The sequence below is a fragment of the Campylobacter concisus genome (assembly GCF_002092845.1).
Classification (GTDB): Bacteria; Campylobacterota; Campylobacteria; order Campylobacterales; family Campylobacteraceae; genus Campylobacter_A; species Campylobacter_A concisus_AQ.
In genome coordinates, this window is the sequence record NZ_LVXF01000001.1 from 160,480 (window position 1) to 184,160 (window position 23,681).

The window sequence follows — 23,681 nt, forward strand, 5'->3', positions numbered from 1 at the left end:
GAAAAATATGAAAGAAAAAGCTTATATAACGACCCCAATATACTATGTAAACGACGTGCCACACATCGGCCATGCATATACAACCATTATCGCTGATACACTTGCTAGATTTAACCGCTTGCAAGGCAAAGAAACATACTTTATGACAGGTACAGACGAGCACGGACAAAAGATCGAGCAAGCAGCTCGTGCTAGAGGCAAGACTCCAAAAGAGTACGCCGACGAGATCAGTGCGAAATTTAGGTCACTTTGGGATGAATTTGAGATAAGCTACGATCATTTTATAAGAACGACCGACGAAGAGCACAAGCAAACTGTGCAAAATGTCTTTGAAAAGATGCAAGCAAATGGCGACATTTACAAAGGCGAATATGAGGGATTTTACTGCGTTAGCTGCGAAACATTTTTTAATCAAAGAGATCTACTAGAAGACAATCACTGTCCGGACTGTGGCCGCGTGACGTCTTTAGTCAAAGAAGAGAGCTACTTTTTCAAGCTTTCAAAATATGAAGACGCGCTTTTAAAATGGTACGAAAACGACGAGCTTTGCGTCATCCCAAAGGGTAAGAAAAACGAGGTCGTAAGCTTTGTAAAAGGTGGACTAAAAGATCTCTCTGTGACAAGAACGAGCTTTGACTGGGGCATAAAGCTACCAAAGAGCGCAAACGATGAAAAGCACGTTATGTACGTCTGGCTTGACGCGCTTATAAACTACCTAACAACACTAGGATATTCAAGAGATGACGCTAGAATGGATCTTTGGCCATACACTACTCACATCGTTGGTAAGGACATTTTACGCTTTCACGCAGTTTACTGGCCGGCATTTTTGATGAGCCTTGGTTTACCATTACCAAAACACGTAGCAGCTCACGGCTGGTGGACTATAAATGGTGAAAAAATGAGCAAAAGCAAGGGCAATGTCATAAACCCAAGAGAGGTCGCAAACGCTTATGGGCTTGAAAATTTCAGATACTTTTTGCTTAGAGAGGTGCCATTTGGTCAAGATGGCGACTACAGCCAAAAGGCTTTGATCGAGCGTATAAACTCAGAGCTTGGCAACGGTCTTGGTAACTTACTAAGCCGCATTGTTGGCATGAGTGCAAAGTATAGCGACTATAAAATAGACTCAAAAGACGTGATCAAATTTCACAAAGCCGAGCTTGATGAGGCAAAGGGCTATCTTGATGAGGCTATAAAAAATTTAGAAAATTTAGCGACAAACCGCTACTTAGAGGATCTTTGGAAGGTCGTAACGCTTGCAAACGCAGCCGTTGCGAAGTATGAGCCATGGTCACTTGTAAAAGCTGGCAAAACTGACGAGGCAAACGCACTTGTGGCACTTTGCGCGAATTTGCTTACAAAAGTGGCGATACTACTTAGTCCAGCTATGCCAAAAACTTGTGCCAAGATAGCTGACGCGCTTGGCTTTAGCATAGACACAGCATCTTATGAAAGTCTTGTTTTGAAAAATGGAATTTCAAATTTTTTAGCAAAAGCTACTGAGCCACTTTTCCCAAGGATAGAAGAAGAGCTAATGGGCGAGGCTAGCGAGCCAAAAGTGGAGGCAAAGGCTGAGCCAAAAGAGGAGAAAAAAGAGGACGAAATCATTAGCATTGATGACTTTGCAAAGGTGGTGATAAAAGTAGGTGAAGTGCTAGAGTGCGAGAGAGTTGAAGGTAGCGAGAAGCTACTTAAATTTAAGATAGATCTTGGCGAGGAGCAGCCACGTCAAATTTTATCTGGCATTGCAAAATACTACGAGCCTAGCTCGCTTATTGGCAAACAAGTTTGCGTTTTAGCAAATTTAAAAGAGCGAACAATGATGAAAAAATATGTATCTCAAGGCATGATCCTAAGCGCATCTGATGGCTCGCTAACGCTTCTTGGTACGCAAGGTAAAGTTAAAAACGGCGCGATCGTTGGCTAAATGACAATAGAAAATTTAACTCGTCTAATAAATGCCGAGGCTCTAAACGCACCGACGATAACTAGCGTAAGCGAATTTGTTTTTGAGCTAAAGCATGTAAGACGTGGCTTTGCGTATATTTGCTTAAACGCAAACGATAGCGACATAGAAACAGCGATTAAACAAGGCGCATACGCCATAATTAGCGAAGATAATGTGCCAATTATCGACAAAGAGATCGCTTTTTTAAAAGTTAGTAGCTTACAAACAGCCATGATAAAACTCATGAGATTTGAGGCTACTCATAAAGATTTAAAATTTTGCGCCGTAAATCCTTTTATAAATGACTTTTTAGAAAAATCAAAACTTGGCTCTAACGCACACGTTATGTCAAAAAATATTACTGAGCTTTTTAATCAAATTTTTCACGCAAAGGTCTTTGATGTCTTTTTTGGCGATGATACAAGAACACTTCAGCGAATATCGCCTCTTTTTGAGACCATTTACACAGATACAACTATGCACGAGATAAATCCAAGCTCGATCTTTTTTACAAACACGGTCTTTAAGCAAACATACTATCAAAACTTAAACATACCACGAGTTTTTGCTGGAATGTTTTATGGGCTTTTAAAATTTCTTGATAGCAATAAAATTTCATTTAAACCTTACGAGGGCAGGATTCACGGGCATTTTGACCCGATTTTTATAGATAAAAATTTTCTTCCTACTAGTTTTGGAAATAGCTTTAGAGCCATAATTACTGAAAGCGATGAAGATTTGTTCATAAGCCAAAGCATATTTTTAAATAAAAAATTTAGCCCTGATGAGATAAAAATTTGCTTGCCAGAAGGCTCGTTATTAAAAGTACAAAACGCAATCTACTTTAAAAATTTAAGCGAGATAAAAAAGCTTAAAAATTTTATCTACATATTGATTTTATGCCAAAAAGAGGAGCTTTTAGAAGAGCTTCACAAAACATCTGAAGAAAATCTACTCTTTTAAATTTTTATTATTTATAAGATCGATTAGCCTAACATCCTCGCTTCTTACGATTAGACTTTTAGGCAGCTCAAATTTTTTTATCACTTCGCACTCTTTTTCCCTCATTTCGCCATCATCTTTTTCATGATCAAATCCCAAGATATGAAGTAATCCATGTGTAAAAAGTAGTGCGGTTTCGGCCTCTTCGCTATGATTTAGCTCAGTTGCTTTCTCTTTTACCATATCTTTGTTTATAACGATTGAGCCAAGTGGGGCGTGAATGACAAGCTCAAGCGGAAAGCTTAAAACATCTGTCGTTTTATCGATGCCTCGCTCAGTTTTATTTAGTTCTCTCATTTCTTCTTTATCGACAAAAACTAGCTCGATTTCTCCTAGTGTCAAATATTCGCAAATTTCATCTAAAATTTTTGGATAGCTCTCTTCGCAAAGTATCATTTTAGGCTCTTTCCTTAGTAACTTTTTGTATAATTCTAGCAAAAATAAAAGGCAAAATATGAAAAAAGCAGTTTGCATAATGAGCGGTGGTATGGATAGCACGCTTTGTGCTGTAATGGCAAAAAAGGCTGGATATGATATCGTAGCGCTTCATTTTGACTATGGTCAAAGGACGATGAAGCGTGAAAAACGTGCATTTAACGAAATTTGCGAAAGATTAGGTATTACAAAAAAGATGAGTTTAGATGTTAGTTTTATTGCCCAAATAGGCGGAAATTCTTTAACCGATGAAAGCTTGCAAATAAGAAAAGATGGGGTGGAAAAAGATGTGCCAAATACCTATGTGCCTTTTCGAAATGGCATTTTTATCTCGGTCGCTGCCGCACTTGCTGAAAAAGAAAATGCACAAGCTATCTATATCGGAGTCGTAGAAGAAGATAGTTCAGGCTATCCTGACTGCAAAGAGAGCTTCATAAAAAGTATAAACGAGTCCATAAATTTAGGCACTTCACCTAGTTTCTCGTGCGAGATAATTACTCCACTTGTAAATTTAAGCAAGGCTGACATCGTAGCAAAATCTCTTGAGCTTGGCTCGCCACTAGAGCTTACTTGGAGCTGCTACGAGAGCGATGACGAGGCATGTGGACTTTGCGATAGCTGCAGGCTAAGGCTAAATGGCTTTAAAAAGGCGAACGCCACTGATAAAATCGCATATAAAAATCAAAAATTTTCCTTATGAGCTTCTATAAAATAGCAAAGAGATATCTTACTTTGCTACGTTTTTATATATTTAAACATTTTGGAAATTGATATTTTTCCTAATCACCACATCTTATTAAGCAAGGCTATTTAACGAATTTAAAGATATATCAACGCTTAGGTTCTTGCTAGCTACCAAAAACATAAATTCTCAGTCAAGTTTGCCAAAATTTAATAAAGAAGATTAAAAAGTAGTTGATAAATTTAGCCAAAATGCACTAAGCACAAGGTAAAAATTTTAAGCAAGCGGTCACTACCACGGCTTTTTAGTGATCTTATTTTTTCTTATTGTCTTGTTTCTTATTTTGATCGCTTTGGATTTTTTCTAAATTTATATATCCCATTTCAACGAGTTTATTATAAATTTGAGCAATTTTTGGCCCAGCCGCACTTCCACCATGGCCACCATGCTCGATAACCATTGTGATGACATATTGCGGATCTTCATAAGGCGCATATGTAGTCATCCATGCATGAGATCTTTGCAAATACGCCATATCCTCCTCTTTCATACGTTTCTTTTCAGTTTGAGAAATTCCAACGACCTGGGCAGTACCTGTCTTTGCAGCAACTTTAACTAGGCTTCCAATAAAATGCCTATTTGCCGTTCCTCTTGGGTGATTTGCTACTTCATACATTGCATGCCTAATGGCTGGTAACTGTGATTTTTCAAACGGCGTAAAAGCATCATCTGTTGGCGTAAAATCAACATCCTTGCCATCAATGCTCTTTAAAAAATGTGGAGTCACATTTAGACCAGTTGCAAGGCCTGCTGTATATTTTGCCACTTGCATAGGCGTGACCAAGAAATTTCCCTGTCCGATAGAAGTGATAAGGGTCTCACCTTGAAACCACGCTTTGCCATACTTCCTCATCTTCCACTCTCTACTTGGCAAAGTCCCTACAAACTCATTTGGCAAATCAACCTCGGTTTTTCTACCAAATCCCATACGCTCAAGTATCGGAACAATAGCATCTATGCCGATCTTTTGACTACCTTTATAAAAATAATCATCACAGCTCTCTCTAATTGCCGTATTCATATTAACATTTCCATGTCCGTGAGAGTTCCAGCAGCGAAATTTACGTCCTCCAAGCTCATACGAGCCACTACAAAAAAAGCTATCATATTTACTCATGCCATTATCCAAAAACGCAAGCGCCATACCCATTTTTACTACCGAACCTGGCGGATAAAGGCCGTTTATTAGCTTATTTGTAAAAGGATGATCGACGTTTTTTACAAGCTCTTCCCATTCAGGCTGAGAAATTCCAAGCACAAATGGGTTTAGATCGTACTCTGGAAAGCTACCAGCAGCTATGATAGCACCATCTTTTAGACTCATAACGATAACGCTTCCTGCATCCTTACCAAAGACATCGGACACAAACTGCTGAAGCTCAAGATCGACTGCAAGCTTGATATTTTGACTTTGTGGTGCTTGATAGCTTATCTGTTCGATCTCTTCATTTAGGGCATTTACCTTTATCTTTTTAAATCCCTGAATTCCTTGTAAGATCGGATTATAAAACCGCTCCACGCCACTTCTTCCAATGTAATTTGTAAGCTTTGTCAAAGGATCATTATCCATATCTTTTTGATTTGCCCTACCGACATAGCCGATGATGTGAGAAGCTAGATCGTTATACGGATAGTGGCGTTTTGAAGCGGGCCTTATCTCTAAATTTTCACGCAAAGAAAGTGATGCAAAAAATGGCAAAAATTTATCATAATCGATAAATTCGACCACATTTATAAAATCTTGGTTATAAGCTGAGTCATTTTTTATGTATTCATTTTTAAGCTTTGTGACATTTAGATCACTAAATAGTGAGCCAATGTAAGCTAGCTCATCATCTAAAATTTTTACCTTTTTATTAGCACTTAAATGAGGTCTAATGGATACTGAAAAGCCAAGACGATTAACAGCCATTGGCTTATCATGTGCGTCAAAAATAATACCCCTAACTGGCGGAATATAAATAGTCTTTATCGCATTTTGTTCTGCAATCTCGTTGTAGTAAGTATTTGAGTTGATGCTTAGGTGATAAATTCGTCCCAAAAGTATAATCCAAAAAAGAGCGATCACGCTAAAAACGATGCGCATTCTCATAGCACTTTATCCCTAAAAAGAACGATAGCAAGGATACTTTCAAATGCTATAAAAAATAGATATTCAGTCGAAAATGCTAAATTTTGCTCATTTAAAACGTAAGCAAATAGATTATTTACAAGAAATGTTAAAGTATATCCAGCTGCTACAAAGATGATAAGTAGACAGTTTCGCCACTTCATCGTGGTATATAGCCAATCTAAAATAAAATTATAAAAAAGCAAAAATGCAATAATCGTTGAAAAAAGATGAAATCCATGAATTTGCTCAGCAAATATTATAAAAATTATCGCAAAGTACCAATTATGCTTAAACTCGTCGTATTGCTTTTGTTTTCTTGAATACTCCAAAATCATATAAGTAAAAAAAATACCAATGAGTGGTGGCAAGAAACCAAATTGCGTAGTTGCGATCTCGTATGAGAATAAAAAAACAGCCCACCAAAATTCTTTAAAAATTTTAATATCTAAGCTGCTTATGGTTTGCATTTTATCTACCAAGAGCGTTATTTATGATAGCTTCTCTAGCCTTTTCGATACCGCTTTTATTAAGAGTTGAGACCAAGATGCCGCTTGGATCAAATTTCATTACCACACTCTTTTGGCTTTGATTTAGCTTATCGCTTTTTGTATATAAATTTAAAATTTTCTGGTCAGCCCTTAAAAAGCTTTTTAGATAAGCATCCACATTTACGTCTATGTCTAAATTAAAATGCCTAGCATCAATTAGGTGTATAAAAAGTCTAATGTCGCTTCTAAATTTTAAGAACTCATCCAAATTTTTACGCCACTCATCATGTTTTGACTTTGCTACTTTTGCGTAGCCAAAGCCTGGTAAATCAACCAAGATGAGCTTAAATTTATCTTTGTCTTCCTGCTCATCTTTTTGCTCACAAAACTCGGCCTCAAAAAAATTTATAAGCTGAGTTTTACCAGGAGTCGATGAGCTTTTGGCTAGATTTTTTTGATTTACAAGTGTATTTATGAGGCTGCTTTTACCAACATTTGATCTACCCAAAAAGACAACTTCGCTTGTTACGAAGCTTGGAGCCTCTTTTATACTTGGACTTGATGTGATAAATTTAGCACCTATTGGCCTTATCACTTATCTTTTTCCTCTACCTGAAAGATAAATTTAACAGGCTTTTTCTCATCACTATTTACACTATACGTACCATCTTTTTGGTTAACAACTATCTTTTCACCATAAACATTCTTATCAGTTTCTACTTCATGCAAATAGCCATTTCCACTAACAGTATAGATCTGTTTTGCTGGCTCGTATGTAAGAGTATTGCCTTTGCCATCATAGTGCTTATCTTTTATAAAAATTTTAGCTCTAGCATTGCCAGTAGCCACATATTTTATAGGTTGACGTTTTTTGTCAAAATAGACGACCACTTTGTCTGCCTTAAGCTCATCAAATGAGCCCTTTTTGATATTTACATTACCTATGAATTCACTAGTTTGCTTATTCTCATCTGCAAAAAAATCATTTGATGTGATTTCAACTTGCTCTGCATTTAAAAATGTAAAACCCAATATCACCGCTAAAATCGCTAATTTTCTTCTACCCATGCCCTTAACCCTTTTACCTGCGTTTGTTTCTTGCCAAGATCATAGCTTCCACTCTCACCCAGTGCCTTATCATTATTTCTTATGAGCGTGAAATTTGCTTCAGATCTTACTATTTTTGTTTTTGTTCCATATATCACTTCGTCACTTATAAATCTCAAACTATCGTTGTTTTCATAGTTTGCATTTTTTTGAAAGATGATTTCGTCATTTTGTGAGATTGCTTTGTCTGAGCTTAAAAAATGTTTTAAATTTCCTCTTAAAATTTTTGCTTTAAAACTCAAAAATTCATCTTTATCATTGTATCTATTTAGCTCGTCAGCCTCATAGACTCCGCTTATTTTTGTGGAATTTATCTCATAATCTATCACATCATTTATCTGCATATTTGATATCTTTGTATTAATCTTTAAAACATTTGCAAGGTATGGATCTTGAGCCGCCAAAAATATCATCACGACACTAAAAATGGCCACGACGAAGTAGAAAATTTTTACAACCAACGCTTAGACCACTCGTCATATAAATTTTCTGATTTTATGATCATCTCGATCATCTCTCTAACCGCGCCATTGCCACCTTTGTGCTTTAGCTTTGTCTTTACGTCAAGCTCTTTTATTGCATCTTTTGGCTTAAAGCTCCAAGCAACTGCGTTTAAAATTTTATAGTCATTGTAGTCATCGCCGATAGCTGCTGCGTTTTTAAAGCTAAGCCCTTCAAATTTTAATATCTCACTCGCCACTTCAAATTTATTACCAACACCTTGATAGACGTGATTTATCTTTAGATCTTCAGCTCTTCGCTCAACGATGGCTGACTTTCTGCCAGTGATGATAGCTACTTTTTTGCCAAGCTTTAGCCAGCTTTCTATCGCGTAGCCATCTTTCACATCAAAAAATTTAAGCTCTTCACCATTTGCATTATAGATGATCTTGCCATCAGTCATGCAGCCATCAACATCTAAAAATATAATCTCTATCATAAAACACCCTTTGTGCTCGGAGTGCCTATCCTTGCGTTTTTAGCAAGCGCTCTGCGAAGTGCGACGGCAAATGATTTAAACGTTGCTTCAATGATGTGGTGAGTGTTTTTACCACGAATTTGATTTAGATGAAGAGTGATGGCTGAATTTATAGCAACCGCTCTAAAAAACTCCTCCACAAGCTCAGTATCAAACTCGCCAACTTTGGCATTTTCATTAAAATTTTCATATACAAGATAGGCTCTGTTGCTAAGATCTAGCGCACAAAAAACAGCCGCCTCGTCCATAACGACGCTCGCCTCGCCAAATCTCTCAACGCCACTTAAAGGATATAAGGCCTCTTTTAAAAGCTGACCCAAAACTATGCCTACATCCTCAACGCTGTGGTGAAAATCCACATGCGTGTCGCCCTTGCATGAAATTTCAAGATCAAGCAAAGAATGCTTTGTAAAAGCTTCAAGCATATGGTCAAAAAAACCAATGCCAGTATCTATATTTGCAACACCAGAGCCATAAATTTTAAGTTTCATTGAGATTTGTGTCTCTTTTGTATTTCTAGTTAATTCTAAAATTTCTTCTCTCACGCCCTAGCCTCTTACTATAAATGCACCTTGGAATTTACCGCTTCTTGCATAATCCCTGGCCTCGTCCTCACTTCTAAAGCCATTTAAAAATACTCTATAAATGGTAGATCCATCTATAGTAAATGTCTTAACTACCGACTTATAGCCATCTATACTTTGATGTTCTCTTTGATATCTGTTTGCGCCCTCAAGGTTTTTAAATGAGCCAATTTGCACCATAAAATCTCCACCTACGACTCGTTGCTCCGACGAAATAATAATGCCTCCAGTTGGAGCTGTCGGAGAGACTGGATTTGGCACTTTTATGCCAGTGCTTGTCGGTTTTACTTGAGTGTTAATGCTTGCAACAGCATTAATATCTTCATTAAAGCCTATGACTTCCATACTGACTGGAGCTGTGCCTGTACCGATAATATCAAGTTTAGTTGCAGCCGCCTTTGAAAGGTCTAAAACTCTATCAGCCACAAAAGGTCCACGATCATTTACGCGAACAATGACGCTTTTTTGATTTCTTAAATTTGTTACTTTAAGAATCGTATTCATCGGCAAAGTTTTGTGTGCTGCAGTCATGTTGTACATATTATAAATTTCGCCGTTTGAGGTTGTTTTACCATGAAAATTTGGACCATACCAGCTTGCTGTGCCACTTGCCTTATCACCCACACTTACAACGGTTGGGTAGTATGTTTTGCCATTTATCGTGTAAGGCCTCATTGTTGCTTTTTGGATAGAAGCTGAATTATTGCCCTTTACATTAGTTGGACCACTTGGTGTAAATGGTGCTCCACTCCAAGAGCAACCAGTAACTAAAAGAGTAAAACTTAGTCCTATATAAAATTTTAGGCTCTTATGGTATGACAATATTTGCTCCAACATTTAAATTTGAACTAGCAAAAGAATTTGCATCTTTTAAATCTTTTTCGCTTACATTAAATTTTTTAGATAAAGAAGCTATCGTATCACCAGTTTGGACTATATAGTTTTGAGATTTATTTTGGGCAGAAAATGGAATAATTAGTTTTTGATTATAGCTTACGGCATTTGTGCTAAGCTCGTTGTAGTCTTTGATCGCTCTATGACTAACACCTGTTTTTTTAGAGATAGAAAGTAGTGTTTCGCCTTTTTTTACAACATAGGCATAAAAATTATTTTTACCATTAAATGGCTTGAAATTTTCTGCAAAAAGCTGTTTTTTATTTTCAGGGATATAAACATAATAATCTTTTAGAGTTGGTGGAGTAAATACAAATTTTAAATGCGGGTTGTTATTTTTCATCTTTTTTGTACTAAGACCGATACTATCGCCTATTTGAGCCAAATTTGTACCGCCTGGAACTTTTACTTTTACAAGCTTAAGGCCACCATTTATATTTAATAAAGATGAATCTTTAGACATTAGGAAGTCCGCGTCTTTTGCAGTATATGCTGCTCTTAAAATTTTAATAACAAAATTTCTAGTTTCGGCTGGAAGGTATTTTTTCTCAGCATCAAGAAGCGTTACAAGATCATCTGTGCCAGCTTTTTGTATAGCTCTTTTTAAGGCTCCATCGCCGCAGTTATAGGCCATAGCTGCTAAATACCATTTGCCAAATTGATTTTTAAGCGACTTTAGATAATTTGTTGCTGCAATAGTAGACTCTACTGGATCTTTTCTCTCATCAACATACTGTCCTACCTTTAGACCATGCAGTCTAGCCGTTTGCTCCATAAACTGCCACATGCCAGTAGCTTTTGCGTTTGAGACTGTATGATTTGAAAAGCCTGATTCTATCATTGCCAGATAAAAGAATGACTCAGGTACGCCTGATTTTTTGATCTGCTCTTTTACCATCGGTATATACATATAACCATTTTTTAGAGCTTCTGTAAATGTTTCAAGTTGTGATTGTTTAATACCTTGTCTCATCTTTGCATAGTGAGAAGTCTTCATAAAGCTAGCGTCAATATCCAGCTCTTTTAAAATTTTTACCTGAGTGTCGTATGAGCTCTTTTCAGGCGTATTTGCTAGTAGCAAGGTACTACATGCAAACATTAAAAATATTTTAAGCATTGCTTTCATTTCTATCCTTTTTTGTGTCAAAACTTAAGATGCTAGCATCTTAAACAAGTGCAATGCCCAAAATTTAAGCAAAGCACTTAAACAACCTTTTGGCATTATTTGAAGTTTTTTCACAAACAACTTCAAACTCAAGGTTTAAAATTTCAGCTATCTTTTTAGCAACAAATGTCGTAAACGCCGGCTCATTTCTCTTGCCACGATTTGGTTCTGGCGTGAGATAAGGAGCGTCGGTTTCAATGACTATCCTATCAAATGGGATTTTTGGCAAAATTTCGACTAAATTTTTAGCATTTTTAAATGTTAAAACACCGCCTATGCCAAAGTAAAAATTCCCAAATTTACAAAGCTCTAAAAGAAGTGGCGAAGCATTATAACAGTGCAAAATCGCTCCAGCTTCAAGCTTTGGCGCATACTCTTTTAAGATATTAAAAGAGTCCTCATTAGCCTCCCTAATGTGAAGAATAACGGGTTTTTTTAGCTCAACAGCCAAATCAAGTTGAGCTAAAAAAATACGTTTTTGATCCTCTTTTTCTTTTATCTTTTCATTTTCATCTTTTGGCAAGCGAAAGTAGTCAAGACCGCATTCACCAATCGCCACACACTTTTCATCTTTAGCAAAATTTCTTAAAATTTCAATGCTAAAACTCTCTTTATCATATGGATGAACTCCAGCGGCAAAGAAAATGTCAGAATTTTCACGTGCTATTTTAGCCGCTTTTGGTAAATCATTGATATCAGCTCCCGGGATAATAAAGCCTTTTAGCCCTAAATTTCTAGCTTCATCTAAAATTTTATCAAGGTCAGGATCATAAACTTTACTATCCAAATGACAATGTGTATCTATAATCATAAAGCTATTTCTACTCTGTTTCTACCATTTTCTTTTGCGGTGTAAAGCGCTGAATCGCAAGCCTCAAGCATATCATCTATCTCGCAATGCCCATTGCCAAAAGATACACCTATAGATATGGTCACTCTTATTTTTTGTTTCTTTATAACTACTTCATTTTCAGCCACTTTGGCTCGTAAATTTACAAAAAATTTAACAGCTTCTTCTCTGCTTATCTTTTTAAGCACGACGCAGAATTCTTCGCCGCCAAATCTAGCAACGATGTCACTTCCTTTTGTATTGTCATTTAAAATTTTTGCGATTGATTTTAGTATCCTGTCTCCACCATCATGGCCATATGTATCATTTATCTTCTTAAAATAATCAACATCAATCATCGCAAAAGCATAAGGCTCATTGGTCTCTTCAGCTGCTTGGATATACTCTTCCACGTCGGAATAAAAAAATCTTCTATTATAAACCCCAGTCAAGAAGTCACGATTTGCAAAATTTGCTATCTTGTTTATATTTTCCATCGCTTCGATCGTGTTATTAACACGGCATATTAGCTCTTCTTTTGAAAATGGTTTTGCTATAAAATCGCTCGCACCATTTTTTAAAAATATTGATGCGTCAGTCTTTTCGCTAGGCGATGTCATAACGATTACGCCAAGACTATTTTTATCTTTTTCTTTTCTAACCTCTTTTAGAACTTCAAGACCGTCTTTTACCGGCATTCTATAATCAGTTATTATAAGATTTATATCAGGATTATCCGCAAAATAGTTTATCGCCTCTTCGCCGTGAGCTGCGGCCAAAACCTTAAACTGAAGGCTAGTTAATATCTTTTTTATCATATTTCTAAAAGGAAGCGAGTCTTCGACAACCAAAACCTTGTATTGTCTATTTTTGCTCAGTCTATTTATCATTTGGAAGATATAGTTGATATCGTCCATATTTCCTTTATAAACATAATCCACAATATCTTTATTTATAAAATTTTGCCTTGTTTCATCATCAATGCTACCTGTTAAAACGATAGCCGAAAGCCCTTTGGAAAGCGCATAATCAACAATCTCTCCATTTGGAGCATCTGGCAAATTTAAATCCAAAATAGTCATAAAATAATCTTTGTCATGCTCGCTAATTAGCGTCTTAGCCTCGGCAAAACTGTATGCGACATCAATTGTCATATCATCAATAGTCTTTTCCATTTGCATAACAATCAGCTTTGCTAACGCCTTATTATCATCAACTACAAGGATTCTTTCCATATTATTCCTACAAAAATTTTTATCAAATTAGTGGCGATTTTATCAAATAAATTTATTTACAAAGCTTAAATTAATAATTTAAATTAAGCTAATTTAAAAGCCCTTTAGCAAAATTTATCGCCTCTTCGCTTATGTGCTCGCCACTTATCATACGCGCAAGCTCGTTTACACGCTCCTCTTTATCGAGCTCTCTTACGACCGAGTTTTCTCCGTGACGTTCTACCAAAAAGTGAGAATTTGCCTTTGAGCTAAGCTGTGGCTGATGTGAAATAGCAAAAATTTGATAAAAATTTGCAAGCTTAAGCAAGACATTTGCGATGCTCATCGCCTCTTTTCCGCTTAAATTTGCATCTATTTCATCAAGTATGATGACATCACCGCCAGTTTTTGTGATCTCGCTAGAGGCAGCTATGAAGGCCAGTCTTAGGCGGTTTAGCTCGCCTGAGCTTAAATTTTTAAGCGAAGTCTCATTTAAATTTAGACAAATCTCATCAACGCCCAAAATATCAAGCTTTTTAGCCTCAATACTCAGCGTAATATCTGGCATATAAAGCTCTTTTAAATATGAATTTATCATACTCTCAAGCTCTTTTAAATTTACGCTCCTTGCCTTGCTTAAGATGCTAGCTAGCTCATTTGCCTTTTTGCTTAAAATTTCAAATTTCTTCTCTAGCTCGCTCTTTTCAAAGCTTAAATTTTCATATCTGGCAAGCTCATTTTCCTTTTTATCAAGCGCTTCTAATGCCTCTTCCTCGCTGCCGTATCGCCTAATGATGGCATTAAGAGCTTCTATTCTATCAAGCACGCTCTCCACGTCGATATCGTCAAGCTCCTCCATATTTAGGCTATCTCTTGCAACCCTTAGCTCGTTCATCGCGTCTTCAAAAAAATCATTGTCAAGGTCACTGATGCTTAGCGCCTCATTTACACTGTGCTCTAGCTCAAATATCCGCTCAGCTCTAGCCCACGCCTCATTTATCTTATCCTTTTTACTAAGCCTTTTTTTAGTCTCCATAAGCTCTTCGAACTCGCCTTTTTTAGGGCCTACGCTTCTTATCTTCTCGATCTCAAAGCTAGCAAGCTCTTTTAGCTCCTCGACCTTTTTCTCTTCCTCTTTGATAGTGGCTAGCTCTTTTGAAATTTTAGAAAATTTCAAAAAGGTCTCTTCAAATTCCTGTTTTATCTCTTTAAATTTCTCATTTTTTGAAATTTCAAGCCTATCAAGCAAATTTAGAAATTTCTCATTTTCAAACTCGTTTGCCTCTTTTGCCGAGAGATATTTGATGTGCTCACGCGCCACTTGAGCTAAATTTTTCTTTGAGATGGCTTGTTGGTTTATAAAATATCTCGTGCTTTTATCTTTTAAAAGCTTGAAAATATTGACCTCTTCGTTTTCTATGCCAAACTCATCAAGCTCAAATTTATGTTCCACGTCAGCCTCAATCAGCCTTGCTTCGCTATCTTTTAGCCCAAAAACAGCCATTATAGCGCTCATCAGCACCGACTTGCCAGCGCCACTAACGCCCGTAAATACGCTAAGACCCTCTTTAAAATTTAGCTCGACATTTTTAAAATTTAGATAATCCTTAATCAAAATTCGATCAATCATTATAACCCCAGTGAAGTTTCTCTTTTAAAATTTGAAAATAATCCCTACCAATATGACGTATCAGCCTCGCTTTTTTATCGCTCAGGCTCATGCTAACGGCTGAAATTTTACTCATATCAAAGCGGTCTTGGCCGTCTATTACTAAAATGGCGTCACTATTTGTTCTAAATTTGACCGTATGATTTTTGGTAAGCACGACTGGACGCTGTGTAAGTGAGTGCGAGCATATAGGAGTTACTGTAAAAACTTCGCTTAATGGATAGATAATAGGGCCATTTGCGCTCATGTTATATGCCGTTGTTCCAGCAGGTGTCGCTACTATAACGCCGTCTCCAAAATATGAATTAAAATATTTTTCATTTAAAAGTGCCTCGATATGTGTCATCGAACCGCCATTTTTACTAACAATGACTGCATCGTTAAATGCTATCTTTTGCTCAGTTTTGCCATCATTTTTGTGAAGCGTCACATCAAGCATAAAAGGCGTTTCCACCTCAAATTTATCATCAAAAAAGTCTTTAAAAAATTTCTCACTCTCATTTATCGTAATATCTGTCAAAAAGCCTAGCCTACCAGCGTGTATGCCAAGGACAAGCGGTGAGATATGAGCTAGTTTTCTACAAGTTGAGATTATAGTGCCATCGCCGCCAAGCGTGATTAAAAATTCGCACTCTTTGGCCAACTTTATAAGCTCAAAACCACTTTTTTCTATGCGCTTAGCACAATTTTTTTCAAGCAAAATTTCTGCGTTATACTTTTTTAAAATTTTTTCTAATTTTTCTAAATCTTGCCTAAATAATGGATAATCTTTAGCAATAAGTCCCACTTTTTTTGTGCAAAAAGTATTAAATTTTTGTTCATTTTTCATGTAAATGATTGTAACATATTTTATTTTAACAAAGCTTTTCAAAAGAAAAAAGCGATTATAATTGCCTAAAAAACATTGCAAAGGAGCATTTTATGCGAAGTCATTATTGCACCGATCTTAGCAAAGCTGATATCGGTAAAGAAGTAATACTTTGTGGCTGGGCAAACACATATAGAGACCACGGTGGCGTTGTTTTCATCGACTTAAGAGACGTTAGTGGGCTTATACAGTTAGTTTGCGATCCGGCTGATAGCAAAGAAGCACATGACGTGGCTGCAAAAGTAAGAGATGAATATGTCTTAAAAGCAAAAGGAAAAGTAAGAGCTAGAGGCGAAGGACTAACCAATCCAAAGCTAAAAACTGGCGAGATAGAAGTAATAGTAAGTGAGCTAATCATCGAAAATCCAAGCGAGCCACTACCATTTATGATAGGCGATGAGAGCGTAAATGAGGACATTAGGCTAAAATACCGCTTTTTAGACCTTAGAAGTGAACGCTTGCAAAATATATTTAAAATGCGTTCTCGTGCAGCGATCGCGGCTAGAAACAGCCTAGATAAAATGGGCTTTATCGAGTTTGAAACTCCAGTTTTAACACGCGCAACTCCAGAAGGTGCGAGAGACTACCTAGTGCCAAGCCGTGTATATCCGGGTCAATTTTATGCACTCCCACAAAGCCCACAGCTATTTAAACAGCTTTTGATGTGTTCTGGCTTTGATAAATATTTCCAAATCGCAAAATGCTTCCGCGACGAAGATCTAAGGGCTGATCGCCAACCAGAATTTACTCAAATAGATATCGAAATGAGCTTTGTCGAACAAGAAGATATCATAAATATGGCTGAGACGATGCTAAAAGATATATTTAAAGCCTGCGGATACGATATCAAAACACCATTTAGACGCATGAGCTACAAAGAGGCGACTGAGACTTATGGTTCAGATAAGCCTGATCTTAGATACGATCTAAAAATGATCGATGTTATCGATATTTTTGAACGCTCAAGTAATGAAATTTTTAGTTCTATCGCAAAAGATAAGAAGAAAAACCGCATAAAAGCGCTAAAAGTGCCAAATGGCGACAACATCTTTAGTAAGCGCGAGATGAATAGATTTGAGGAATTTGTACGTAAATTTGGAGCACAAGGGCTTGGCTACTTCCAAATGAAAGAAGAAGGACTAAAAGGCCCACTTTGCAAATTTTTTGAACAAAGCGATCTTGACGAGATCGTCTCAAGATGTGAGCTAAAAGTTGGTGACGTTGTATTCTTTGGTGCTGGCAAGAAAAAAGTTGTACTTGATTATATGGGAAGATTTAGAATTTTCCTAGCAGAACAAATGAATATCATCGATCAAGACAAGCTTGAGTTTTTATGGGTGCTTGACTTCCCAATGTTTGAGCAAAATGACGATGGAAGCTACTCTGCGATGCACCATCCATTTACTATGCCAAAAAATATAGACGAGCCTGATCTTGAGGACATCCTTTCTATCGCTCACGACGTTGTTCTAAACGGCTTTGAGCTTGGTGGCGGAAGTATAAGAATTCACAAAAACGATATCCAACAAAAGGTCTTTAAACTTCTTGGTATAGACGAAGAGGAGCAGCGTGAGAAATTTGGCTTCTTGCTTGATGCCTTGACATTTGGTGCGCCTCCACACGGTGGTATCGCGATCGGATTTGACAGACTAAATATGCTTGTAAATAAAGCAGGCTCGATCCGTGATGTTATAGCCTTTCCTAAAACACAGCGCGCTCAGTGCCCACTCACAAAAGCACCAAGCCACGCTAGCAACGAGCAGCTTAGGGAGCTAGGACTAAGGATAAGAGAAAAAGAGCAAAAAGCTTAAAATTTTGTTGTAATAAATTTGGACTTTTTGGATGTCTAAATTTGAGTTATTTTATTTTAAAGATTAAATTTTTGAGATGATTTTGGATGTTGTGCAGAAAATTTCATCCCAAAGCTAGACATATAGTCTGCTGCAGGGTGAAATTTTCAAACTCATTCAAAGGCGCTCAAAAAATATAAAAAGGGAAAGAATGAAGAATTTATTTTTAATCATAGGCGCTCCAGGCAGCGGCAAAACGACAGATGCATCACTTATTGCACAGCAAGACGAGAAATTTGCACATTTTTCAACTGGCGATCTTTTAAGAGCTGAGGTTGCTAGCGGTAGCGAGCTTGGTAAGCTGATAGACGGCTTTATCTCAAAAGGAAATTTAGTTCCGCTTGACGTTGTCGTAAATGCGATCGTATCAGCCATTAAAGGCTCAGAAAAATCAAACATCATAATAGACGGCTACCCAAGAAGCGTTGAACAAATGACAGAGCTTGACAAGGTATTAAGCGAGCAAAAAGAAATTTCTCTTAAAGGCGTCATCGAAGTAGACGTTAGCGAAGATGTGGCGAGAGCAAGAGTGCTCGGCCGTGCAAGAGGTGCTGATGACAACAACGAAGTATTTAACAACCGCATGAAAGTATATCTTGATCCGATCGTGCCTATCCGTGAATTTTACAGTAAAAAAGAGCTACTTCATGTAGTAAACGGTGAACGCGGTATAGACGAGATCGTAGCTGATATCAAAAATTTACTAGCTAAACTTTTATAAATTTACTGACCTTGCATCAAAAGGTGCAAGGTTTTAAAACTTACCATTCATTAATACCAAAAATGTAATATCCTTTAAATTTAACAACCATTTTAAAAGGATAAAAATGAAAAAATCATCATCGCTTCGCTGGCTGCTAGCATCGCAATGACTGGAGGCTTCACATCAAAGCACTCAAGCGAAACGATAAGTGTAAAAGATGCCTTAAAACTAAACGACGACGCCAAAGTCGTACTTGAGGGCAAGATAAAGTCACATATAAAATCAGACAAATATGAATTTATTGATAAAAATGGTGACGTCATCGTTGTTGAGATCGATAATAATAAATGGGACAACATAACAGTCAATGAAGATACGCCTTTACGAATAAGAGGTGAGATAGATAAAGACCTTACAAAAACAGAGATCGATGTAGATAGCGTAGAGGTTGTAAAGTAGTTAAAATTTACACGCATTTAATGCAAAAAATACTAAAATCACGAAAATTTCTAATAAAAAGGACAAATATATGAACGTTTCAAAGATCAAATTTGGCTCAAACCCAGACAAAATCAATGCCGTAATCGAAATACCTTATGGCTCAAATATCAAATACGAGATCGATAAAGATAGCGGTGCAGTCGTGGTCGATCGCGTGCTTTACTCAGCGATGTTCTACCCAGCAAACTACGGCTTTGTGCCAAATACACTTGCAGCCGATGGCGATCCAGCTGATATTTTAGTGCTAAATGAGTATCCGCTCCAAGCTGGTAGCGTCATCCCTTGCCGCTTAATAGGCGTTTTGGTGATGGAAGATGAAGCAGGTATGGACGAGAAGCTTTTAGCTGTGCCAGTTACAAAGATCGATCCAAGATATGAGGCGATAAAAAGCTACGAAGACTTACCAGTTGCAACGCTAAATAAAATTAAAAATTTCTTTGAAACTTATAAAATTCTTGAGCCAAACAAATGGGTTAAGGTGAAAGAATTTAAAGACGCAAATGCTGCAAAAGAGATTTTAGACGCTGCTATTAAAAATTATAAATAATTTAAAGCCCTATTTTAGGGCTTTTCTCTTTTTAAATTTGTTAGTTTTATACGCTGCATAAAAAAGGATATTTTTATATTTAGATAAGCTTTTTCTTGTATAATACGATTTTCTTTCAACTGCGGGTTCATAGCTCAGTTGGTTAGAGCATCCGGCTCATAACCGGATGGTCCCAGGTTCGAGTCCTGGTGAACCCACCACCTACTTTATCAACACTAAAAAATCAAAAATTTTTCATCACTTTTCCTTAGATCTTAAAATATTTTTAAAATACAAAAATGTTTAATAGTCCAAAATTTAAGCCAAATTTTCTAAGCTCTTTCTAAAATTTCCTTTCGTTTTTGCCAGTCAGGCATATAAAGCGTTAGATAGTCATAAAATTTCTTTGAGTGATTTGGATACAGCAGGTGAGCAAGCTCGTGAAATACGACATACTCGATACACACTCTTGGCTTTTTAATAAGCTCTATGTTTAAATTTATATATGATTTATAAGGATTGCAACTCCCCCATCTCGTCTTCATCTGCCTTATTTTTACGCTTTTGATATCTTGTTTTACTATCTTGTTAAATTCTTGCAAGATATTAAAAAAATATAACATCGCCTTTTCATAGTACCACTCATAGACTAAATTTTCTTTTCGCTCTAGGTCGCTTTTATCTTTCACAAATAGCTCAAGATAGCCACATTGAAGCTTTACACGCTCCTCTTTAGACTGCACGACTTTAAGCCTATAACTTCGCCCAAGATACTTAAAATCCTCGCCGCTTACATACTCTTTTTTCGGCGTCTTAAACGAGGCAAAAAACGCGCGCTTTTGTGCTATCCACTTGGCTCTTTTTTGCATGATAAATTTTATATGCTCATCACTTGCCGTTTTTGGCGCAGTTAGGATAGCTTCGCCGCTAGGTCTAACTTTTAAAGTGATATTTTTTACGTCTTTTCGGACGATTTTTACGCCTTCAAGCATAAAAACTTATCTCTATGCCTCGGATAGTTTGGTAAATTTTCTCTTTCTCATCGATAGAAACGCTGTATTCGTCCTCTATCTCCCAAAGAGCGTCTTCCATCTGGCTTGTTATCTCATTTTCTACATCTTTATTTTTGTGCCATTCTGGTTTTTTTGACGCTTTTTCATAAATTTCATAAAATTTCACGCTCAAATTTCTAGCTACCACCTCGACATCCATAAGCCCCACATCGCCTAAAATGTCAAGCAAATTATCATAAATGGCAAACAAAATTTTCTTACCATTAAATTCTTTTGGATACCTGTCTTCATTTGGCTTTAAAGCACCAGTTATTAGGTCTTTTAGCAGTTTTGCTTTGGCAAGCTTTTCCTCTTCGCTTAGCCTTTTTGCCTTGTACTCGTCGATGATATCTTGTATCTGTTGCGCTATTGATTTATAAAACGCTGGATTTGAGTCCATTTTCTCTTTTACCACCGCGCTTATGGCGCTGATGATCGTATCAGCCTTTGCATTTTTGCCCTCAACCCTTTGCACCTCATCGTCAAATTCCGTCTCAAAGATATTTACGAGTTTCGTAAGCTCATTAACCCCTTGTGCATTTACGTAAGTATCAAGTAGCTTTTGCATCTGCGCTTCGTATTTGCCAAAGTCGCAAGCCTCATGATACCTTAGCTGCACCGTCTTTCTTAGCTCGTTATAAAATTTAACCCTCTGCTTATAAGCTTTGATCTCCTCTTCGCTTAATATGTCATAAATTTTCTCACTTGAAAGCGCTAGTTTAAACGCCCTTGCAAACTGTGATAGCCACTCTTTAAAGTCATCTCGTTTTTGCACGTCCTCTAAAACCGCCACGTAGCTTTCCAGATCGTCTTTAAATTTCACACTGCTAAAAAGATCGTCCAGATGAGTATAGTAAGTCTTTGCCTTTATTATCTCGCTTCTTACGTCTATCACGGCTCCAGTTATATCTTCTGGGTCAAAGCCACTTAGCGAAGCATAGCTAGTAAGCGCCTGATCAAGCTCACCTAAAAGCCCTCTATAATCAATAATGTAGCCGTAGTCTTTCCCGTCATAAAGCCTATTTACTCTAGCTATGGCTTGGAGCAAATTATGCTCTTTTAGCTGTTTATCTATATAAAGCGTGCTTGCTCTTGGCGCGTCAAAGCCAGTTAAAAGCTTATCCACGACGATGAGCAAATCTATCTCGTCGCCATAAATAAATTCATCCTTCACATGCTTTAGATACTCTTCCTCGCTGCCGTAGCCCCTTATAGTCTCTTGCCACGCCTTTGCGACATACTCTTTATGTCCGCCCTCAAGCTCCTCGTGCTCGTTACTTGATATCACATAAGCACTTTTTATCTCTCCAAATTCTTCAAATATCTCATGATATTTTATGGCGTCATATTTTCTTTGAGTAGCCAGCATCGCTTTAAAGCCGCTTTTTTTCAAAGTCTTTTTGATGTGCTCATTTATATCCACAGCTATTAGCTCCAGTCTTTGCTCGCTTGATGCCACACGCTCAAACCTCGCCCACTTTTGCTGCAAGTCCCTCTTGGCTTCATCACTTAGCTCTCTTGATATTAGATCAAATTTTCTTGTTAGTCCATCGGGATCTAGCACCTCTTGACCCACGTATCGCCCCTCGTAAAGTAGCGGCAAGACAGCTCCGTCTTTTACCGCATCATCTATCGTATATCTATGAATTTCTCCGCCAAATTTCGCAAAGCTGTTTTTCTCACGTTTTAAAAGTGGCGTGCCGGTAAATCCTATATAACAAGCAAGAGGCAACGCCTTTTTCATAGCCTTATGCAGGTCTCCGCCTTGCGTGCGGTGACTCTCATCTACTAGCACGAATATATCGCCATCTCTTATCACTATCTTTTGGTTTTTCACCTTTTCAAATTTATGCACGAGCGTAGTTATCACGCTAATGCCGCTTTGTAGCTTTTCTATCAGATCGCTTCCGCTACTTGCTCGCCCTGCTTTTACATCCGTGTTTTCAAAAGTCTCGTGTATCTGTCCGTCTAGATCTATCCTATCAGTTACGACGATGATCTTTGAGTTTATGTAAATTTGCTTTAAAAGCTTTGTTAGCATCACCATCGTGAGCGACTTGCCGCTTCCTTGCGTGTGCCAGATGAGTCCGCCCGCTCTTGCTCCGTCTTTTTTCGCCGATACCCTCTTTAGCGTCTCTTCGATAGCGAAGAACTGCTGATAGCGGCAAACTTTTTTCATCCTTTTATCAAACACTATATAGTGCCTAACTAGCCTTAGCAGCCTATCTTTAGATAGTAGCGCAAAGAGCGTCATATCAAGCGCACTTATCTCTCTATCCTTTACTACACTCTTTAGGCTCTCTTTTGCTTTTACCTCGTCTTGTTCTTTCCACACGCTATAAAATTTAAACGGCGTTCCAGTTGTGCCGTATCTTGCCCCGCTTCCATTTGCTGCGATAGTTAGCTGGATGTATTTAAAAAGATGCGCTATCTCATCTTTGCCCTGCTCTTTTTCTAGCTGCTTTATGCCGTTTTCAAAGCTCACGCTTGATTTTTTAAGCTCGATCACGACTATTGGTATGCCGTTTATAAAAAGCACAAGATCAGGCCTTCTATGCTTTTGCGCATCGCTCTGGCTTACTCTGCTTACTTCAAATTCTTCCGTTACGTAAAAGTCGTTATTTTGTAAACCTTCAAAGTCTATAAATTTAAAAGAGAAGCTCCTTTTTGTCCCATCTTCTAAATTTTCCTCCAAACTGGTGCCAAGTAAGAGTAAATTTGTGATCCTTTCGTTTGCGACCATTAGCCCTTCGTTTAAAGATACCCCAGCTAGCTCATCGACCGCTTTTAAAACGTTACTTTGGCTAAATTTATATCGCTTGCCCTTATACTCATAGCCATTTATCTCGCCAAGCTTTTTGGTTAAAATTTCCCTAAACAAAACTTCGCTTGATTTACCGCCGCGAAGCTTTAAATTTTCCTCTCTACTTACAAATTTATAGCCCAAGCTTTGAAGTAAATTTATGCTATTTTGCTGGATCTTATTTTCTGAAGTATCTGGGGTCATTT

Annotated in this window: 23 protein-coding genes and 1 tRNA gene; 8 read left to right on the plus strand and 16 right to left on the minus strand. The window is 37.4% G+C overall.

Annotated elements, in window-relative coordinates:
- Nucleotides 1-7: 7 nt before the first annotated feature.
- Complete coding sequence (metG, locus tag A3854_RS00800; protein ID WP_084040866.1) at nt 8-1,930, plus strand: methionine--tRNA ligase; 1,923 nt, start codon at nt 8-10, stop codon at nt 1,928-1,930.
- A complete protein-coding gene (locus A3854_RS00805) occupies nt 1,931-2,914 on the plus strand; it encodes a ferrochelatase (protein WP_084040868.1) in 984 nt (327 codons plus the stop codon).
- Here A3854_RS00805 and ybeY read toward each other — a convergent pair.
- Nucleotides 2,903-3,349, minus strand: coding sequence for an rRNA maturation RNase YbeY (gene ybeY, locus A3854_RS00810; protein WP_072594784.1), 447 nt, complete (start codon nt 3,347-3,349; stop codon nt 2,903-2,905). The two genes, A3854_RS00805 and ybeY, sit on opposite strands and share 12 nt — an antisense overlap.
- A gap of 25 nt (nt 3,350-3,374) precedes the next feature.
- Between ybeY and queC the strand changes: the two genes are divergently transcribed.
- A complete protein-coding gene (gene queC / locus A3854_RS00815; RefSeq protein WP_257639844.1) occupies nt 3,375-4,088 on the plus strand; it encodes a 7-cyano-7-deazaguanine synthase QueC in 714 nt (237 codons plus the stop codon).
- A 295-nt stretch (nt 4,089-4,383) separates the two neighbouring features.
- Here the strand turns inward: queC and mrdA are convergent, their stop codons facing one another.
- The 13 genes from mrdA to A3854_RS00880 all read right to left on the minus strand — a co-directional run bounded on the left by mrdA (nt 4,384) and on the right by A3854_RS00880 (nt 16,001).
- A complete protein-coding gene (gene mrdA, locus A3854_RS00820; RefSeq protein WP_084040872.1) occupies nt 4,384-6,222 on the minus strand; it encodes a penicillin-binding protein 2 in 1,839 nt (612 codons plus the stop codon).
- Nucleotides 6,219-6,710 carry a hypothetical protein gene (locus A3854_RS00825; RefSeq protein ID WP_084040994.1) on the minus strand — a complete coding sequence of 164 codons (492 nt, stop codon included), beginning with the start codon at nt 6,708-6,710 and terminating at the stop codon, nt 6,219-6,221. Before A3854_RS00825 ends, mrdA begins: the two co-directional genes overlap by 4 nt.
- A 1-nt stretch (nt 6,711) precedes the next feature.
- Nucleotides 6,712-7,326, minus strand: a complete 615-nt coding sequence (gene yihA / locus A3854_RS00830; protein WP_084040874.1) for a ribosome biogenesis GTP-binding protein YihA/YsxC — start codon at nt 7,324-7,326, stop codon at nt 6,712-6,714.
- Entirely contained in the window at nt 7,323-7,799 is a 477-nt protein-coding gene (gene lptA / locus A3854_RS00835) for a lipopolysaccharide transport periplasmic protein LptA (RefSeq protein ID WP_084040876.1), read from the minus strand. Before lptA ends, yihA begins: the two co-directional genes overlap by 4 nt.
- Complete coding sequence (locus A3854_RS00840; protein ID WP_084040879.1) at nt 7,781-8,299, minus strand: LPS export ABC transporter periplasmic protein LptC; 519 nt, start codon at nt 8,297-8,299, stop codon at nt 7,781-7,783. Before A3854_RS00840 ends, lptA begins: the two co-directional genes overlap by 19 nt.
- Nucleotides 8,290-8,778 carry a KdsC family phosphatase gene (locus A3854_RS00845; RefSeq protein ID WP_084040881.1) on the minus strand — a complete coding sequence of 163 codons (489 nt, stop codon included), beginning with the start codon at nt 8,776-8,778 and terminating at the stop codon, nt 8,290-8,292. The genes A3854_RS00840 and A3854_RS00845 overlap by 10 nt, the downstream gene beginning before the upstream one ends.
- Nucleotides 8,775-9,350, minus strand: a complete 576-nt coding sequence (gene hisB / locus A3854_RS00850; protein ID WP_180378627.1) for an imidazoleglycerol-phosphate dehydratase HisB — start codon at nt 9,348-9,350, stop codon at nt 8,775-8,777. Before hisB ends, A3854_RS00845 begins: the two co-directional genes overlap by 4 nt.
- A 15-nt stretch (nt 9,351-9,365) precedes the next feature.
- Nucleotides 9,366-10,223, minus strand: coding sequence for a septal ring lytic transglycosylase RlpA family protein (locus A3854_RS00855; RefSeq protein WP_084040885.1), 858 nt, complete (start codon nt 10,221-10,223; stop codon nt 9,366-9,368).
- Nucleotides 10,210-11,421, minus strand: a complete 1,212-nt coding sequence (locus A3854_RS00860; protein WP_084040887.1) for a lytic transglycosylase domain-containing protein — start codon at nt 11,419-11,421, stop codon at nt 10,210-10,212. Before A3854_RS00860 ends, A3854_RS00855 begins: the two co-directional genes overlap by 14 nt.
- A 64-nt stretch (nt 11,422-11,485) precedes the next feature.
- Nucleotides 11,486-12,271, minus strand: a complete 786-nt coding sequence (locus A3854_RS00865; protein ID WP_084040889.1) for a TatD family hydrolase — start codon at nt 12,269-12,271, stop codon at nt 11,486-11,488.
- The gene (locus tag A3854_RS00870; RefSeq protein ID WP_084040891.1) at nt 12,268-13,524 is read right to left on the minus strand and encodes a GGDEF domain-containing response regulator; all 1,257 of its coding nucleotides are present in this window, start codon (nt 13,522-13,524) and stop codon (nt 12,268-12,270) included. The genes A3854_RS00865 and A3854_RS00870 overlap by 4 nt, the downstream gene beginning before the upstream one ends.
- An 88-nt stretch (nt 13,525-13,612) precedes the next feature.
- Nucleotides 13,613-15,133 (minus strand): AAA family ATPase, encoded by a 1,521-nt coding sequence (locus A3854_RS00875; RefSeq protein WP_084040893.1) that lies wholly within the window; start codon nt 15,131-15,133, stop codon nt 13,613-13,615.
- Nucleotides 15,126-16,001 carry an NAD(+) kinase gene (locus tag A3854_RS00880; protein ID WP_084040995.1) on the minus strand — a complete coding sequence of 292 codons (876 nt, stop codon included), beginning with the start codon at nt 15,999-16,001 and terminating at the stop codon, nt 15,126-15,128. The genes A3854_RS00875 and A3854_RS00880 overlap by 8 nt, the downstream gene beginning before the upstream one ends.
- Before the next feature lie 92 nt (nt 16,002-16,093).
- On the opposite strand from A3854_RS00880, the gene aspS reads away from it, so the two are divergent.
- From aspS to A3854_RS00905, 5 genes are all read left to right on the plus strand, one after another.
- Complete coding sequence (gene aspS, locus A3854_RS00885; protein ID WP_084040895.1) at nt 16,094-17,851, plus strand: aspartate--tRNA ligase; 1,758 nt, start codon at nt 16,094-16,096, stop codon at nt 17,849-17,851.
- 190 nt (nt 17,852-18,041) lie between these two features.
- Nucleotides 18,042-18,611, plus strand: coding sequence for an adenylate kinase (locus A3854_RS00890; protein WP_084040897.1), 570 nt, complete (start codon nt 18,042-18,044; stop codon nt 18,609-18,611).
- Between the two features lie 129 nt (nt 18,612-18,740).
- Nucleotides 18,741-19,052: a NirD/YgiW/YdeI family stress tolerance protein gene (locus A3854_RS00895; RefSeq protein WP_257639850.1), complete on the plus strand. Its 312-nt coding sequence runs from the start codon at nt 18,741-18,743 to the stop codon at nt 19,050-19,052.
- Between the two features lie 70 nt (nt 19,053-19,122).
- Nucleotides 19,123-19,641, plus strand: coding sequence for an inorganic diphosphatase (gene ppa / locus A3854_RS00900; protein ID WP_084040901.1), 519 nt, complete (start codon nt 19,123-19,125; stop codon nt 19,639-19,641).
- A 123-nt stretch (nt 19,642-19,764) separates the two neighbouring features.
- Nucleotides 19,765-19,841 (plus strand) — tRNA-Ile (locus tag A3854_RS00905).
- A 111-nt stretch (nt 19,842-19,952) separates the two neighbouring features.
- On the opposite strand, the gene A3854_RS00910 is transcribed toward A3854_RS00905, so the two are convergent.
- Together A3854_RS00910 and A3854_RS00915 are read right to left on the minus strand one after the other, a co-directional pair.
- Entirely contained in the window at nt 19,953-20,612 is a 660-nt protein-coding gene (locus tag A3854_RS00910) for a M48 family metallopeptidase (protein ID WP_084040903.1), read from the minus strand.
- A complete protein-coding gene (locus A3854_RS00915; protein ID WP_084040905.1) occupies nt 20,605-23,679 on the minus strand; it encodes a type I restriction endonuclease subunit R in 3,075 nt (1,024 codons plus the stop codon). The genes A3854_RS00910 and A3854_RS00915 overlap by 8 nt, the downstream gene beginning before the upstream one ends.
- Between the last annotated feature and the right edge of the window lie 2 nt (nt 23,680-23,681).